The organism is Sphingomonas hankookensis (genome assembly GCF_022664465.1).
Taxonomy (GTDB): Bacteria; Pseudomonadota; Alphaproteobacteria; order Sphingomonadales; family Sphingomonadaceae; genus Sphingomonas; species Sphingomonas hankookensis.
In genome coordinates, this window is sequence record NZ_JAKREV010000006.1 from 184,482 (window position 1) to 200,165 (window position 15,684).

Annotated in this window: 9 protein-coding genes; 4 read left to right on the forward strand and 5 right to left on the reverse strand. The window is 68.5% G+C overall.

Annotation, left to right across the window (positions count from 1 at the left end):
• The first annotated feature begins 16 nt into the window (after positions 1-16).
• From MF610_RS15755 to MF610_RS19100, 3 genes are all read left to right on the forward strand, one after another.
• Positions 17-184, forward strand: coding sequence for a hypothetical protein (locus tag MF610_RS15755; RefSeq protein ID WP_242200014.1), 168 nt, complete (start codon positions 17-19; stop codon positions 182-184).
• Between the two features lies 1 nt (position 185).
• The gene (locus MF610_RS15760; RefSeq protein ID WP_242200022.1) at positions 186-3,389 is read left to right on the forward strand and encodes an error-prone DNA polymerase; all 3,204 of its coding nucleotides are present in this window, start codon (positions 186-188) and stop codon (positions 3,387-3,389) included.
• 145 nt (positions 3,390-3,534) lie between these two features.
• Positions 3,535-6,786, forward strand: a complete 3,252-nt coding sequence (locus tag MF610_RS19100; RefSeq protein WP_277924155.1) for a PAS-domain containing protein — start codon at positions 3,535-3,537, stop codon at positions 6,784-6,786.
• Positions 6,787-7,423: 637 nt separating this feature from the next.
• Here MF610_RS19100 and MF610_RS15775 read toward each other — a convergent pair.
• From MF610_RS15775 to acs, 3 genes are all read right to left on the reverse strand, one after another.
• Positions 7,424-8,380, reverse strand: coding sequence for an alpha/beta fold hydrolase (locus MF610_RS15775; RefSeq protein ID WP_242200024.1), 957 nt, complete (start codon positions 8,378-8,380; stop codon positions 7,424-7,426).
• 95 nt (positions 8,381-8,475) lie between these two features.
• The gene (locus MF610_RS15780) at positions 8,476-9,093 is read right to left on the reverse strand and encodes a response regulator (protein ID WP_242200026.1); all 618 of its coding nucleotides are present in this window, start codon (positions 9,091-9,093) and stop codon (positions 8,476-8,478) included.
• A gap of 138 nt (positions 9,094-9,231) precedes the next feature.
• On the reverse strand, positions 9,232-11,166 hold the full coding sequence (acs, locus tag MF610_RS15785) for an acetate--CoA ligase (protein WP_242200027.1): 1,935 nt from the start codon (positions 11,164-11,166) through the stop codon (positions 9,232-9,234).
• A 160-nt stretch (positions 11,167-11,326) separates the two neighbouring features.
• On the opposite strand from acs, the gene MF610_RS15790 reads away from it, so the two are divergent.
• The gene (locus MF610_RS15790; RefSeq protein WP_242200028.1) at positions 11,327-12,982 is read left to right on the forward strand and encodes an MFS transporter; all 1,656 of its coding nucleotides are present in this window, start codon (positions 11,327-11,329) and stop codon (positions 12,980-12,982) included.
• A 238-nt stretch (positions 12,983-13,220) separates the two neighbouring features.
• Here the strand turns inward: MF610_RS15790 and MF610_RS15795 are convergent, their stop codons facing one another.
• Both MF610_RS15795 and MF610_RS15800 read right to left on the reverse strand, forming a co-directional pair.
• A complete protein-coding gene (locus MF610_RS15795) occupies positions 13,221-13,409 on the reverse strand; it encodes a YbdD/YjiX family protein (RefSeq protein WP_242200031.1) in 189 nt (62 codons plus the stop codon).
• Positions 13,393-15,474: a carbon starvation CstA family protein gene (locus MF610_RS15800; protein ID WP_380870597.1), complete on the reverse strand. Its 2,082-nt coding sequence runs from the start codon at positions 15,472-15,474 to the stop codon at positions 13,393-13,395. Before MF610_RS15800 ends, MF610_RS15795 begins: the two co-directional genes overlap by 17 nt.
• Positions 15,475-15,684: the final 210 nt, after the last annotated feature.

Consider the following 15,684-nt stretch of genomic DNA (forward strand, 5'->3'; position numbering starts at 1 on the left):
TCCCGCCTGCGCGGGAATGACGAAGGATGACGCGGTAATGCGGGTTCTTTCTTTCTTCGTCATCCCGGCGAAGGCCGGGATCCAAGGTTCCGCAAACGCCGAAACCATCGGATATGCGGGCCGGCGGATCCCGGCCTGCGCCCGGATGACGAAGGGCGGCGTGGCGGGCGCGGCGTGTTCGTGAGATGGCCTTTGCCGAACTGATCGCTGCGACGCATTTCTCGTTCTTGCGGGGGGCGTCGCCGCCGTGTGACATGGTGGGACACGCGAACGAGCTGAAAATGGCCGGGATCGGGATTGCCGACCGAAACACCGTGGCAGGGGTGGTGCAGGCGTTTCTCGCGCTCAAGAAGGCGAATGAAAAGCGGTGCGAGGCGGGGCTGCCCGACTATGCCTTCGACCTCGTTGTCGGCACGCGGCTGGTGTTCGTCGACGGGACGCCGGACATCGTCGCCTATCCGGTCGACCGGGCGGCATGGGGGCGGCTGACGCGGTTGCTCAGTACCGGCAACCGGCGGGCGAAGAAGGGCGATTGCCACCTTGAACTGGCCGACCTGCTCGCATGGCAGGAGGGGTTGCTGCTGATCGTCACCGCGCCCGATGCGCCGTTGCTGGCGCGGCTGCGTGATGCCTGTCCGGGGCGGGTGTGGCTGGCGGCGGCGATGCCGCGTGGCGGGCGTGATCGGCGGCGGCTGGCGGCACTGATCGCGTTGGCCGACAGCATCGGCGTGCCGCTGCTCGCGACCAACGATGCGCTCTATGCGACGCACGAGCAGCGCCCCTTACATGACGTGCTGACCTGTATCCGCGAGGGCACGACGATCGCCGCCGCCGGACGGCGTCTGGCGGCCAATGCCGAACGCCATCTCAAATCGCCGGAGGAGATGGTGCGGCTGTTCCGTGACTGTCCCGAAGCGGTGGCAGAGAGCGTCGCGTTGCTGAAGCGGATCGAGTTTCGTCTGACCGACCTGAAGTACGAATATCCGCACGAGCCGGTGCCGGAAGGGTGGGAGGCGCAGGACTGGCTGGAGCATCTGACGATGACTGCCGCACACAAATTCTATGGTTCCGAGTTGCCAGCCGGTGTGCAGCGGCGGCTGGATGAGGAGTTCGCGCTGATCCGCAAGGAAAAATACGCGCATTATTTCCTGACAGTGCACGACCTTGTCCGGTTCGCGCGGACCTGCGAACCGCCGATATTGTGCCAGGGGCGCGGGTCGGCGGCGAATTCGATCGTGTGTTTCCTGCTGGGCGTCACCTCGGTCGATCCGAGCGAGCATGACCTGTTGTTCTCGCGCTTCGTGTCCGAACAGCGTGGCGAGCCGCCCGATATCGACGTCGATTTCGAGCATGAACGGCGCGAGGAGGTGATCCAGTATATCTACGCCCGCTATGGCCGCGAGCGAGCCGGCATCGCGGCGACCGTGATCCATTACCGGCCGAGGAGCGCGGTGGGCGAGGTCGGCAAGGTGCTGGGCCTGACCCGCGACGTGACGCAGCGGCTGGGCAGTACCGTGTGGGGCAGCTTTGCGGGCGAGATGGAGGCGCGGCGCTATACCAGCGCGGGGTTCGACATCGACAATCCGGAAATCGCGCAGCTGCGCTGGCTGGTCGACCAGATCCTGAAATTCCCCCGGCATCTGTCGCAGCATGTCGGCGGATTCGTGCTGACGCAGGGGCGGCTGGACGAGATGGTGCCGATCCATAACGGCGCGATGGCGGGGCGGACCTTCATCGAATGGGACAAGGACGATATCGACGCGCTGGGGCTGATGAAGGTCGACGTGCTGGCGCTGGGCATGCTGACCTGCATCCGCAAGGCGTTCGACCTGCTGCGGCGGCATGATCTGGGCGAGCATGACCTGACCGTCGATCTGAAGGCCGACGACCAGGAGGTCTATGAGATGCTGCACAAGGGCGACAGCATCGGCGTGTTCCAGGTCGAGAGCCGTGCGCAGATGAACATGCTGCCCCGCCTGAAGCCGATCAGCCTGTACGACCTGTCGGTGCAGGTCGCGATCGTGCGGCCGGGGCCGATCGAGGGGGACATGGTCCATCCCTATCTGCGGCGGCGTGCCGCGAAGGAGGTGGTGACCTATCCCTCGCCCAAACCGCCGCATGATCCCAACGAATTGAAGACGCTGCTGGACAAGACCTATGGCGTGCCGCTGTTCCAGGAACAGGTGATGAAGCTCGCCATCGTCGCCGCCGATTTCAAACCCGGCGAGGCGAACGAACTGCGTCGGGCGATGGCGACGTTCCGCAATCCCGGCACGATCCAGAAGCTGCGGAGGAAGCTGATCGATGGCATGACGCGGCGGGGGTACGAACCCGACTTCGCCGAACGCTGCTTTCGCCAGATCGAGGGGTTCGGCAGCTATGGCTTTCCCGAGAGCCATGCGCTGTCGTTCGCGCGGCTGGTCTATGTGTCGTCGTGGATCAAGTGCCATCACCCGGCGGTGTTCGCCTGTGCGCTGCTCAATTCGCAGCCGATGGGGTTTTATGCGCCGGCGCAGATCGTGCGCGATGCGCGCGACCATGGTGTCGAGGTGCGCGGCATCGATGTGAATGTCAGCGGGTGGGACAATGCGCTGGAAGGGACACCCCTCGCGCTCAGGCTCGGCTTTCGGCAGATGGATGGGTTTCGCGAGCGCTGGGCAGACGCGATCGCCGCCGCGCGGCCCTTTGCCAGTGTCGAGGAACTGGCGCGGCGGGCGCGGTTGCCGCAGCGGGCGCTGCGACTGCTGGCCGATGCCGATGCGTTCCGGTCGATCGGGTACGACCGGCGCGAGGCGTTGTGGGAGGTGCGGCGCACGCCCGATGCCGAGCTGCCGCTGTTCGCCCACGCCCGCGCCGCCGAACTGGGCGCGGAACCGGAGATGACGCTGCCCGCGATGCCCGATGTCGAGCATGTCGTGACCGATTACCAGACGCTGCGCCTGTCGCTGAAAGGCCATCCGCTGCAATTCCTGCGCGATCGGCTGACGCGGATGGGGGTGACGAGTTGCGCCGGGATCATGGGGGCTAAGGCGGGGAGCAAGGTGATCGCCGCCGGCCTCGTCCTCGTCCGGCAGCGACCGGGCAAGGGCAATGCGATCTTCGTCACGCTGGAGGACGATACCGGCATCACCAACGTCGTGCTGTGGGCGCGGCTGTTCGAGGCGTATCGGCGCGAGGTGATGGGCGCGCGGCTGATGCTGGTCGAGGGCGAGGTGCAGCGCAGCCGCGAGGGTATCGTCCACCTGATGGGCGCGCAGGTGCGCGATCGCAGCGACCTGCTCGACACGCTGGGCGAGGCGGCGCCGGCGGGGAGCGAGGCGGTCCGCCCGATCGCGTCGCGCCACCCGCGCGACGTGCGGCTGGTGCCCAAGTCGCGCGATTTCCACTGACAGCCCATGCCCGCCGCGGGTAGGACGGGGCGGATCGGACAGGTTCATCATCACCCCGGACTTGATCCGGGGTCCCGCTTCCTTTCCCGGCCGTAGAGAAGAAGCGGGACCCCGGGTCAAGCCCGGGGTGACGCAGGGGGGATGCATGAACGGGTTGCTGCTGTTCGTCGTCGCGATCGGCTATGCCGCGCTGCTGTTTGCGGTCGCTTGGGGCGTGCGGCGGCGGGGCATGCGCGCCCGCGACCGGCGGGTCGTCTATACGCTGGGGCTGGCGGTCTATTGCAGCAGCTGGACGTTCAACGGCGCGGTCGGCAGCGCGGTGGCCGATGGCTGGGCGTATCTGCCGATCTATCTGGGGCCGATCCTGTTGTTCGCGGGCGGCAGGCGGTTGCTGGTGCGGTTGGTGGGCGCGGTGCAGGCCGATGGGGCGACATCGATCGCCGATTTCATCGGCGGGCGGTTCTCGCGCAGCCGCGGCGTCGCGGCGCTGGTCACGCTGATCGCGCTGATCGGTACGATACCCTATGTCGCGTTGCAGCTGCGGTCGGTCGCGACCAGCTATGCCGCGCTGTCGGGGATGGGCGATGCGACGGGGCCGATGATCGCGACCGCGCTGCTGCTTGCCGGGTTCGCCGTCGCGTTCGGGACGCGGGGACAGGCGAAGGCGGATAGCGGGCTGCTGGCGGCGGTGGCGGTCGAGTCGCTGGTCAAGCTGGCGGCGTTCGTCGCGGTGGCGGGGTTCGCGGTGTGGCTGGTGATGCAGGCGGCGCCGGCCGATCGCAGTGCGGGCGTCGCGCGGCTGGCGGGCGGGTTCGCGCGGGCGCCGGCGATCGCCGATTTCTGCGTCGCGACCGCGCTGGCGGCGGCGGCGATGCTGTGCCTGCCGCGGCAATTCCATGTGACGGTGATCGCCGCCGCCAGCCCCGACGACCCGGCGCAGGCGCGCTGGCCGTTCGTCGCCTATCTGGCTGCTACCGCGCTGCTGGTCGTGCCGATCACGCTGGCGGCGCTGGTGCAGGGCGGGATCGCGCGGCCCGATTTGCTGGTCATCGCCATGCCGTTGGCAGCGGGCGCGCCGGTCGTCGCGCTGCTGGGGTTCGTCGGCGGGTTTTCGGCGGCAACGGCGATGGTGGTCGTGGAGACGGTCGCGCTGGCGACGATGGTGTCGAACGACCTGATCGCGCCGCTGCTGCTGCGCAGTCCGCGCATGGCCCGCGCGGCGCATGTCGGGCGGACATTGCTGTGGGTGCGCCGCGGAGTGATCGGCGGGATCATCGGCGTCGCGCTGCTGACCGCGCTGTTGATCCCGGCAACGCGCGGGCTGGCGTCGATCGGCCTCGTCGCCTTTGCCGCGATGGCGCAGTTTGCGCCGGCGCTGCTGCTGGCGGTGGCGGGCGGGGGGCGCGATCCGCTGGCGGCGAAGGCGGGGCTGGCGACGGGCCTTGCGGGGTGGACGCTGCTGCTGTTCGTGCCGACGCTGAGCGGTGCGACGTTGCCGATCCCGGCGCTGGCGGGGATGGGGGCGGTCGCCACGGGGGCGGTGGTAACGCTGGCCGCGAACCTGATCGTCCATGCGATCGTCGCCACCTCGCGTGCGCCGCGCCTGCCGTTCGTGCGCGACGACCGGGTGCCGCCGGTGCGCGACCTGCCCGAGCTGACGCAGCTGGTCGCGCGCTTCGTGGGCGAGGAGCGGGCGCAGGCCGAGCTGGGCACGGGTACCCATGTCGATTCCCGCGCCGCCAGGCGGGCCGAACGGCTGGTGGCGCAGGTGGTCGGCGTGTCGTCGGCGCGGCGGCTGGTGGCGTCGGCGCTGTCGGGCGAGGGGCTGGGCGCGGACGACGTCGCGCGGATGCTGGATGCCAGCGGACAGAGCCTGCAATTTTCCAAGGGGCTGCTGGCCGCGACGCTGGAGCATATCGATCCGGGGGTCAGCGTGGTCGATGCCGAGCTGAACCTCGTCGCGTGGAACCAGCGATACCTCGACCTGTTCGGCTTTCCGCCGGGCATGATCCGGGTCGGCGCCCCGGTGGCCGATGCGATCGCGTTCAATGCGCTGCGCGGCGATTGCGGGCCGGGCGAGGTCGACGACCATGTCGCCCGGCGGCTGGCGCATATGCGGCGGGGCACGCGGCACGGGTTCGAGCGGGTGCGGAACGACGGGCGGGTGTTGAAGACTGTCGGCGGGCCGATGCCGGGCGGCGGCTACGTCATGTGCTTTTCGGACATAACCGCCGAGGCGCAGGCGCTGCGCGCGGTGGAGACGGCGCGCGCCGATCTGGAGCGGCGGGTCGAGGAGCGGACGCGGGCGCTGTCGGATGCGAACGCCGCGCTGGCGCGGGCGACGGCGGACAAGACCCGGTTCCTCGCCGCCGCGAGCCATGACCTGTTGCAGCCGCTGCACGCCGCGCGACTGTTCACCGCGGCGCTGGCGCGCGGGGCGGACGATAGGGCCAAGCCGCTGGCCGAGCGGATCGACCAGTCGATCGCGGCGGCCGACCAGCTGCTGCGGGCGCTGCTCGATATCTCGAAGCTCGACGCCGGGGGGATCGTGCCGGTGGCGACGCGGTTCGGGGTGCGCGACCTGCTGGTCGAGCTGGTCGACAGCTTTGCCGATCAGGCGCGGGCCAAGGGGCTGACGCTGCGGCTGGCGCCGGGGGATGCGGTGGTCGCGACCGACCGGGTGCTGCTGCGATCGATCGTGCAGAACCTGCTGGGCAATGCCGTGCGCTATACCGCGCGGGGCGGGGTGGTGATCGGGGTGCGGCGGCGGGGCGGCGTCGCGCGGATCGAGGTGGTCGACAGCGGGCCGGGCATTGTGGAAAGCGACCGGGCGCGGGTGTTTCGCGAGTTCGAGCGGCTGGCCAATGCCGAGGATGCCGGGCTGGGCCTCGGCCTCGCCATCGTTGCGCGGACCGCGGCGTTGCTGGGGGCGGGCGTCGACCTCGACAGCCGGGTCGGGCGGGGCAGTCGCTTTGCGGTGACGCTGCCGCTGGCCGAGGGGGCGGTGGCGGCCGTGCCGGTACGGGCGGCGGCGCGTGAGGTCGGGCCGTTGTCGTGCCTGATCGTCGACGACGATGCCGGGGTGCGGCGGGCGATGGCGGCGCTGGCCGGGAGCCGGGGGCATGCGGTGCGCGTCGCCGCAACGGTCGAAGAGGCGCTGGCCGGGGTGGCGGAGGAGGTGGCGTTCGTCGACCACGACCTGGGTGGGGAGGTCGACGGGCTGGCGCTGATCGCGCGGTTGCGGGCGGCGCGGCCGGGGTTGCGCGCGGCGCTGGTGACGGCGGATGCCAGCCGGACGCTGGCCGAGGCGGCGGAAGGTGCGGGGGTGGCGGTGTTGCTGAAGCCGTTGTCGGGGGAGGCGTTCGATGCGTGGGTCGCCGCGCCGGGTAAGGCGTAGCGAAGCTACGGCAAGCCAGAAAGGCGCGGCCGGCCGGCGGCGCGGAAAGCGCCGTCCGACGACGCGGGCTTTGCCCGTGGCGGGGCTGGAATGTCCACCATGTGGTCAAAGTTCACGAAGTTCACACTCGCGCCGCGCCGGGCAAGGCGTAGCGCAGCTAGGCCGAGCCAGAAGGCGCGGCCGGCCGGCGGCGCGGGAAGCGCCGTCCGACGACGCGGGCTCTGCCCGTGGCGGGGCTGGAATGTCCACCATGTGGTCAAAGTTCACGAAGTTCACACTCGCGCCGCGCCGGGCAAGGCGTAGCGAAGCTAGGCCGAGCCAGAAGGCGCGGCCGGCCGGCGGCGCTGGCAGCGCCGCCCGACGACGCGGGCTTTGCCCGTGGCGGGGCCGGGAATGTCCACGATGTGGTCAAAGTTCACGAAGTTCACACTCGCCGCGGTTTGCGGCGTACTTCGCAGCAGGTCGGTGGTCGGCTGTGCGGCGGCGGTTGCGTGTCCTCACGGGGAGATCCCAGCCTTCGCTGGGATGACGTCAGGACCGGAGAGTCGGGCACGACCGGCAGGTATCGACGGTAGGAAAGAGCGGACCCGCAGCGTTGCAGGGAATGCGCGTGTAGGAAAGGCGTTTGCCGCGAACGCTACCGTCGTTCCGCCGGGGCACGGGTAATCAGGTCCGCCAGCGCCGCCGGTTGTTCGACATGGACGAAATGCCCCGCCGCGGGGATGGTCACGACCTTGCCGCCGGCCTGTTCGACGGCGTGCAGTTCCTGCGGGCTGGTGACGTGATCGCCGTCGCCGCGGACCAGCAGCAGCGGCCCCTTCCACGCGGCGATCGACGACAGCATCGGTTGCCGCGTCGAAGGCTGAGCCAGCAGCGCCTTGCCCGGCACCGCGCCCTGTGCCCAGCGGGCGTCGGGCAGGCCGGCGGTGGCGGCGAGGCGTGTGAAGATATCGCGGTTCTGCGGCGCGCTGACATAGAGGTCCTGACGGCGCGGCCCCAGCGCGGCGAGCGTTCGGTCCATGGCGGCGATGAAGCGGTCGTCGAACGGTGTCGCCGGGTTTGCGAGGCGGTTCGCTTCGAGTGCGGCGGCAACGTCGCGTCCGTTGAGGGCCTGTGCCGCCGCGGCGCATAGCCAGCGGAACGAACTGGCGAGATCGATCGAAGGACATTCGAGGATAAGCCGCGTGACCCGGTCGGGATGCGCCAGGGCATAGCGCAGTGCGACCATGCCGCCGAAGCTGTGCCCGAGCAGCTGCCAGCGCGGGATCGCCAGCGCCGAACGGACCGCTTCGAAATCGGCGATGAGGTCGTCGACGGTGACGCGGGTTCCGGCAGCGATCGGATCGGAGCGTAGCACGCCGCGCTGGTCGACGCTGACCAGCCGCAGCTTTCCCGCCAGCACCGGTTTCATATAGCGTTCGAAATCGAGCGCGCCGATGCCCGGACCGCCATGGACGTAGAGCAGGACCGGGGCGTCGCGCGGTCCGCTGTCGTCGACCCACAGCCGGGTTCCGCGGACCGGCAGCAGTGATCCGCCGGCGGCTGCGGCGGCGCGCGCGACGGGGATCGTCCCGGCGGCCAGGGTAGCTGCCATTCCCACGATCATGTCTCGTCGTTGCATGGTGCGGTGGCTCCCTTTGCACCATGGGTACCGCGAACGGCGCGATGCGCGCAATGTGCGGCCGGGCCTCAGCCCGTCACTTCCAGCCCCAGCGCGCCGGCGGCGACGGCGGCCTGGGTGCGGTTGCCGACGTCGAGCTTGCGCAGCAGTGCGGTCATATGGACCTTGACCGTTGCTTCGGCGATGCCGAGGTCGTGGGCGATCTGTTTGTTGAGACGCCCGGCGAGGACGCCGATCAGGACGCGGAGCTGCATCGGGGTGAGCGCGGCGACGCGGGCAGCGATGTCGTCTTGGTGGTCGGCGTCGGCGGGCATGCGGTCGCCGTTCAGGGCGGCGGCGATGGCGGATTCGATCTGTTCGAGCGGGGCGTCCTTGCCGACGAAACCGACCGCGCCGAAGCGGGCGACCTGTCCGAACGCCGCCGCGCGGTCGGCGCCGGAGACGACGAGGATGGGGACGTCGGGCGCCTCGGCATGGAGCAGCGCCACGCCGCTATAGCCGACCGCGCCGGGCATGTTCAGGTCGAGCAGGATGAGGGCGAGGTCGCTGGCTTCGCGGACGGCCGTTACCGCGCGGTCGAGCGAGCCGGCCTCGACGATGTGCACGTCGGGGCGGACCTGGGTTACCGCCAGCGTCAGCGCTTGGCGGAACAGGGGGTGGTCGTCGGCGACGAGGATGGTGGTCATTACGTCCTTTCCGGTCGCCCTCACCCTTCCGCGGCTTCGCCGCTCCTTCCCTCTCCCAGAGGGAGAGGGAAGGGGCCCGCCCGGTGCAGCCGGGTGGGAAGGGTGAGGGTGATCTGCTCGCCGTCAGCTAGACTTTTTTCACGCCGGCCGGATGCGTTCCGACACCAGCGTGTCGACCACCGACGGATCGGCGAGCGTCGAGGTGTCGCCCAGATTCGACGTGTCGTTCTCGGCGATCTTGCGCAGGATGCGGCGCATGATCTTGCCCGAGCGGGTTTTGGGCAGGCCGGGGGCGAATTGCAGCGCGTCGGGCGTGGCGACGGGGCCGATTTCCTTGCGGACCCACTGGCGCAGTTCGGCGCGGAGATCGTCGCCGGGTTCCTCGCCGGCGTTCAAGGTCACATAGGCATAGATGCCCTGCCCCTTGATGTCGTGCGGCATGCCGACCACCGCCGCTTCAGCGACCTTGGGGTGCGATACAAGCGCGCTTTCGACTTCGGCGGTGCCCATGCGGTGGCCGCTGACGTTGATGACGTCGTCGACGCGGCCGGTGATCCAGTAATAGCCGTCCGCATCGCGGCGCACGCCGTCGCCGGTGAAGTATTTGCCGGGATAGGTGGTGAAATAGGTCTGGAAGAAGCGGTCGTGATCGCCCCACACCGTCCGCATCTGGCCGGGCCAGCTGTCGGTGATGCACAAATTGCCCTCGGTCGCGCCGGTCAGCTCCTTGCCCTCCGCATCGACGATCATCGGCGGCACGCCGGGCAGCGGCTTGGTCGCGCTGCCGGGTTTCAGGTCGGTGGCATAGGGGAGGGGCGAGATGAGGATGCCGCCGGTTTCGGTCTGCCACCAGGTATCGACGATCGGGCAGCGGCGGTCGCCGACGACGCGGTGATACCAGTCCCATGCCTCCGGATTGATCGGTTCGCCGACCGATCCGAGCAGGCGGAGCGACTGGCGGCTGGACTTCGTGACCCAGCTGTCGCCCTCGCGCATCAGCGCGCGGATTGCGGTGGGGGCGGTGTAGAAGATGTTGACGCCGAGGCGATCGATCGTTTCCCAGAAACGGCCATGGTCCGGGTAGTTGGGCACGCCATCGAACATCACGGTGGTCGCGCCGTTGCTCAACGGGCCGTAGACGACATAGCTGTGCCCGGTGACCCAGCCGATATCGGCGGTGCACCAGAAGATTTCGCCGTCGCGGTAATCGAACACGTCGCGGAAGGTGGTGTGCGCCCAGACCAGATAGCCGCCGGTGGTGTGGAGCACGCCCTTGGGCTTGCCGGTCGACCCGCTGGTATAGAGGATGAACAGCGGGTCCTCCGCGTCCATCGGTTCGGGCGGGCAGTCGGGCGACGCGTCGGCGAGGAGGTCGTGCAGCCAGAAGTCGCGGCCCTTGACCATCGGCACGTCGCTGCCGCTCCGGCGGATGACGATCACCGTGTCGACGCCGGGGGCGTGTTCCAGCGCCTTGTCGACATTGGCCTTGAGCGGGATGCGCTTGCCGCCGCGACAGCCTTCGTCGGCGGTGATGACCAGACGGCTGTCGCAATCGACGATGCGGTTGGCGAGGCTGTCGGGGGAAAAGCCGCCGAACACGATCGAATGGATCGCGCCGATGCGGGTGCAGGCGAGCATCGCCGCTGCCGCTTCGGGCACCATCGGCAGATAGAGGGTGACGCGGTCGCCCTTCTTCACGCCCTTCGCCTTGAGGACGTTGGCGAAGCAGCAGACCTGTTGGTGAAGTTCGCGGTAGGTGACGCGCTTGGTTTCGCCGGGTTCGTCGCCTTCCCAGATAATCGCGACCTGGTCGCCGCGTTCGGCGAGGTGGCGGTCGAGGCAGTTGGCCGACACGTTGGTCTGGCCATCGGCGAACCAGCGGATGCGGAAATCGGCCTCGTCGAACGAGGTGTCTTTCACCTGCGTATAGGGTCGCGACCAGTCGATGCAGCGGCCGCCCTCGCGCCAATAGGCTTCCGGATCGGCAACCGATGCGGCGTAGCGCGCGTCGTACTCGGCCTTGTCCACTCGGGCGGCGGCGTCCTGCGGTGCCGCATGGATCGTCTGGGTCATATCGCTCTCCTGTGCGCCTGATGTGCGGTCGCAGGCGCGCGCGTCAAGCGCCACGCGGCTACGACCAAGGTCGTACTGGCCGCCATGGCGCGCGGACATGACACTGGCGCGGCACGAGGTGTGGCGACAGACTGCACCGGAAAAACGAGAGGATGCCGCCATGGCAGAGGCGATTGCCGGAGCCCCCAAGGGCCAGAACGAGAAGCTGGTGATCGCGGCGTCGTCGCTGGGCACCGTGTTCGAATGGTACGACTTCTACCTGTACGGGCTGCTGGCGACGTACATCTCGAAACAGTTCTTCTCGGGCGTGAACGAGACGACCGGGTTCATCCTTGCGCTCGGCGCATTCGCCGCCGGTTTCGCGGTGCGGCCGTTCGGGGCGCTGGTGTTCGGGCGGATCGGCGATCTGGTCGGGCGCAAGAACACCTTCCTCGTCACCATGGGCATCATGGGCCTGTCGACCTTTGCGGTCGGGTTGCTGCCGTCCTACGCCAGTATCGGCGTCGCGGCGCCGATCATCCTGGTGCTGCTGCGGATTTTGCAGGGGCTGGCGCTGGGCGGCGAATATGGCGGGGCGGCGACCTATGTCGCGGAACATGCGCCCGACGGGAAGCGCGGCCTCTACACCAGCTTCATCCAGACGACGGCGACGATGGGACTGTTCGCCGCGCTGCTGGTGGTGATCGGGTTCCGCACGCTGCTGGGCGAGGAAACGTTCGGCGGGTTCGGATGGCGGCTGCCGTTCCTCGTGTCGATCCTGCTGCTGGGCGTGTCGATGTGGATCCGGCTGCAGCTGTCGGAAAGCCCGGTGTTCCTGAAGATGAAGGAAGAGGGCAAGACGTCGAAGGCGCCGCTGACCGAGGCGTTCCTGCGCTGGCCGAACCTGAAGGTCGTGCTGATCGCGCTGTTCGGCGCGGCGATGGGACAGGCGGTCGTGTGGTACACCGGGCAGTTCTACGTCCTGTTCTTCCTCGAAAAGATGATGAAGGTCGATGGCGCGACGGTGAACGTGCTGCTTGCCGTATCACTGGCGCTGGGGACGCCGTTCTTCGTGTTCTTCGGCTGGCTGTCGGACAAGATCGGGCGGAAATGGATCATCATGGCCGGCTGTGCGCTGGCGGCGCTGACCTATTTCCCGCTGTTCGGGGCGCTGACCGATGCGGCCAATCCGGCGTTGGCGGCGGCGCAGGTCGCCTCGCCGGTGCGGGTCACGGCGCATGACGAGGACTGTTCGGTGCAGTTCGATCCGATCGGGCGCAACAAGTTCGACGCGAAAAGCTGCGACATCGCCAAGTCGTATCTGGCCAAGAACGGCATCAGCTACACCAATGTCGAGGCACCGGCGGGGACGATCGCCAGCGTCGCGGTCGGCGACCGGGTGCTGGTGGCGCCGAACCCGGCGGAGGTGACCGGCGCGGATCGGGCGGCGGCGATCACGGCCTATCAGGGCGAGGTCGCGGCGGCGCTCAGCGCGGCGGGCTATCCGGCGAAGGCCGATCCGGCGACGATCGACAAGCCGCTGGTGATCCTGATCCTGTGGTTCATGGTGATATTGGTGACCATGGTATATGGTCCGATCGCCGCGCTGCTGGTCGAACTGTTCCCCAGCCGCATCCGCTATACGTCGATGTCGCTGCCCTATCATATCGGCAATGGCTGGTTCGGCGGGTTCCTGCCGACGACGGCGTTCGCGATGGTCGCGGCGACCGGGGATATCTATTACGGGCTGTGGTATCCGGTGGTGCTGGCGGTGGTGACGCTGGTGCTGGGGGTGCTGTTCCTGCCGGAGACGTTCCGGCGGAATATTCGGGATTAGGGGCAACTGAAACGACCGTACCCCCGCGCAGGCGGGGGTCCAGGGCGGCACACGCTATCGAAGCTTGGCTTGGCTCTGGACCCCCGCCTGCGCGGGGGTACGGTTGTTTGTTGGGTTACGGTGATCGCGCACCAACCACGTCATCCCAGCGTAGGCTGGGATCTCCCGGTTGTCGGACGGGACAGGAGCCGCGGAAGACCCCAGCCTGCGCTGGGGTGACGATTTTGGCTTGGGCCTCTCAGCAGCACTTTGGCGGGGCGCCGGGGCCGGTGCCGTAGCGCCTTGCGATGCGGTCGCGGTGGAATTCCTTCAGCGTCATCACCGGTTCGCCCGGATGGTGCGCGGTCCGGTGCGCGACGTAGCGGTCGTAGTCGGGGACGCCGACCATCAGCCGTGCGGTTTCGGCGAGCTTATGCAGGAATGGCATCGCCGACCTCCTGCGTGGTCGGGGTCGGCGATGCCTTGGCCTTGCGGATCGCGCCGATGCCGTAGGCGAGGATCGACAGCACGACGACGATGAACAGCACGCACAGTGCCGCGTCGATGCGGTCGTTGAGGATGATCCGTTGCATCTCCGCCGCCGATTTGGCGGGGGCGAGGATTTCGCCTCGGGCCAAGGCGTCGGAGAAGACGCGGGCATGGCTAAGGAAGCCGATCTTCGGATTGGCGTCGAACAGCTTCTGCCAGCCCGCGGTCAGCGTGCAGATCAGCAGCCACGCGGTCGGGACGATCGTGACCCACGCATAGCGGTCGCGCTTCATCTTGAAGAGCAGCACGGTCGACAGGATCAACGCGATGGCGGCGAGCATCTGGTTCGAAATGCCGAACAGCGGCCACAGCGTGTTGATGCCGCCCAGCGGATCGGTGACGCCGCTGTAGAGGAAATAGCCCCAGGCGGCGACGGCGAGCGCGGTGCCGATCAGGTTGGGGCCGAGCTTCTGCGTCTCCTTCATCGCGGGAATGAAGCTGCCGAGCAGGTCCTGGATCATGAAGCGGGCGACGCGGGTGCCGGCATCGACCGTCGTCAGGATGAACAGCGCCTCGAACAGGATCGCGAAGTGATACCAGAACGCCATCATCGCCTGTCCGCCGATGACCTGCGACAGGATATGCGCCATGCCGACCGCCAGCGTCGGCGCACCGCCCGCACGCGACAGGATGCTGCTTTCGCCGACGTCGCGCGCCAGCTGGGTCAGCATGTCGGGGGTGACGACGAAGCCCCACCCGGCGATCGCCTGTGCCGCCGACTGGGCGGTGGTGCCGATCAGGGCGGGCGGGGCGTTCATGGCGAAATAGACGGCGGGGTCGAGGACGCAGGCGGCGATCAGCGCCATGATCGCGACGAAGCTCTCGGTCAGCATCGCGCCATAGCCGATGAAGCGCAGGTCGCCCTCGCTCGCCACCATTTTCGGCGTGGTGCCGCTGGCGATCAGCGCGTGGAAGCCGGAGACGGCGCCACAGGCGATGGTGATGAACAGGAACGGGAACAGCTTGCCCGAAAAGGCCGGGCCGGTGCCGTCGATGAAGCTCGTCACGGCCGGCATCTGCAGGTCGGGGCGGACGATCAGGATGCCGAGCGCCAAACCAGCGATCACCCCGATCTTGAGGAAGGTCGACAGGTAATCGCGCGGCGCCAGCAGCAGCCATACCGGCGCGACCGAGGCGACGAAGCCGTAGGCCATCAGGATCAGCGCGAGGGCGGTGCCCGAATAGGTGAACATCGGTGCGAAGACCGGCGAATGGGCGACCGGTTCGCCGCCGACGATCGCCGCCATCAGCAGGACGAAGCCGATCACCGACATTTCGGCGATCTTGCCGGGACGCAGGAAGCGCCCATACAGCCCCATCAGGATCGCGATCGGGATCGTCGCGAAGACGGTGAAGGTGCCCCATGGGCTGCCCGCCAGCGCCTTGACCACCACCAGCGCCAGCACCGCGAGCAGGATGACCATGATCATCAGCACGCCGACGAGGGCAATGGTGCCGGGGATCAGCCCCATTTCGCTGCGGATCATGTCGCCCAATGAGCGCGCATCGCGGCGGGTGGAGAAATAGAGGATCAGGAAATCCTGCACCGCGCCCGCGAACACCACCCCGGCCAGCAGCCAGAGCGTGCCGGGGAGGTAGCCCATCTGCGCGGCGAGCACGGGTCCGACCAGCGGGCCGGCGCCGGCGATGGCGGCGAAATGGTGGCCGAACAACACGCCCTTGTGCGTCGGGACATAGTCGAGGCCGTCGTCGCGGCGAACCGCCGGGGTGGGGCGGGAGGGATCGACGCGCAGTACGCGGCTGGCGATGAACAGGCCGTAGAAGCGGTAGGCTATGGCGTAGACGCAGAGCGACGCGACCACGATCCACAGCGCGTTGACCGGCTCGCCCCGCATCAGCGCGATCCAGCCGAGCGCCACCGCGCCGACGATCGCTACCGCCGCCCAGCCGAGCCAGCCGCCGATGCTGGTGGGTGCGATCGGTGTTCGTGCTGCCGTTGCCATGCGCCTCTCCCTTTTGGGATACACTTGGCGCAAGGTGGCGGGGGATGCCATGGGTTTCGTAACCTCGTTATGATTACCCCTGCCGTTTGCTTCGAGCGGAGGTTCGAGCCTGTCGAGAACCGAAGTCGAGAAGGGGGTGCCTCAAACTACGGCGTTCTCGACGGACGCTTCTCGACAAGCTCGAAGCTGCTCGAACCGAGCGGGGAGGGT

Coding starts and splice junctions, on each gene's coding strand:
- MF610_RS19100 (WP_277924155.1), top strand. CDS start 3,535: ATGAACGGGTTGCTGCTGTTCGTCGTCGCGATCGGCTATGCCGCGCTG.
- MF610_RS15775 (WP_242200024.1), bottom strand. CDS start 8,380: ATGGCAGCTACCCTGGCCGCCGGGACGATCCCCGTCGCGCGCGCCGCC.
- MF610_RS15780 (WP_242200026.1), bottom strand. CDS start 9,093: ATGACCACCATCCTCGTCGCCGACGACCACCCCCTGTTCCGCCAAGCG.
- MF610_RS15795 (WP_242200031.1), bottom strand. CDS start 13,409: ATGCCATTCCTGCATAAGCTCGCCGAAACCGCACGGCTGATGGTCGGC.
- MF610_RS15800 (WP_380870597.1), bottom strand. CDS start 15,474: ATGGCAACGGCAGCACGAACACCGATCGCACCCACCAGCATCGGCGGC.
- MF610_RS15760 (WP_242200022.1), top strand. CDS start 186: ATGGCCTTTGCCGAACTGATCGCTGCGACGCATTTCTCGTTCTTGCGG.
- MF610_RS15790 (WP_242200028.1), top strand. CDS start 11,327: ATGGCAGAGGCGATTGCCGGAGCCCCCAAGGGCCAGAACGAGAAGCTG.
- acs (WP_242200027.1), bottom strand. CDS start 11,166: ATGACCCAGACGATCCATGCGGCACCGCAGGACGCCGCCGCCCGAGTG.
- MF610_RS15755 (WP_242200014.1), top strand. CDS start 17: ATGACGAAGGATGACGCGGTAATGCGGGTTCTTTCTTTCTTCGTCATC.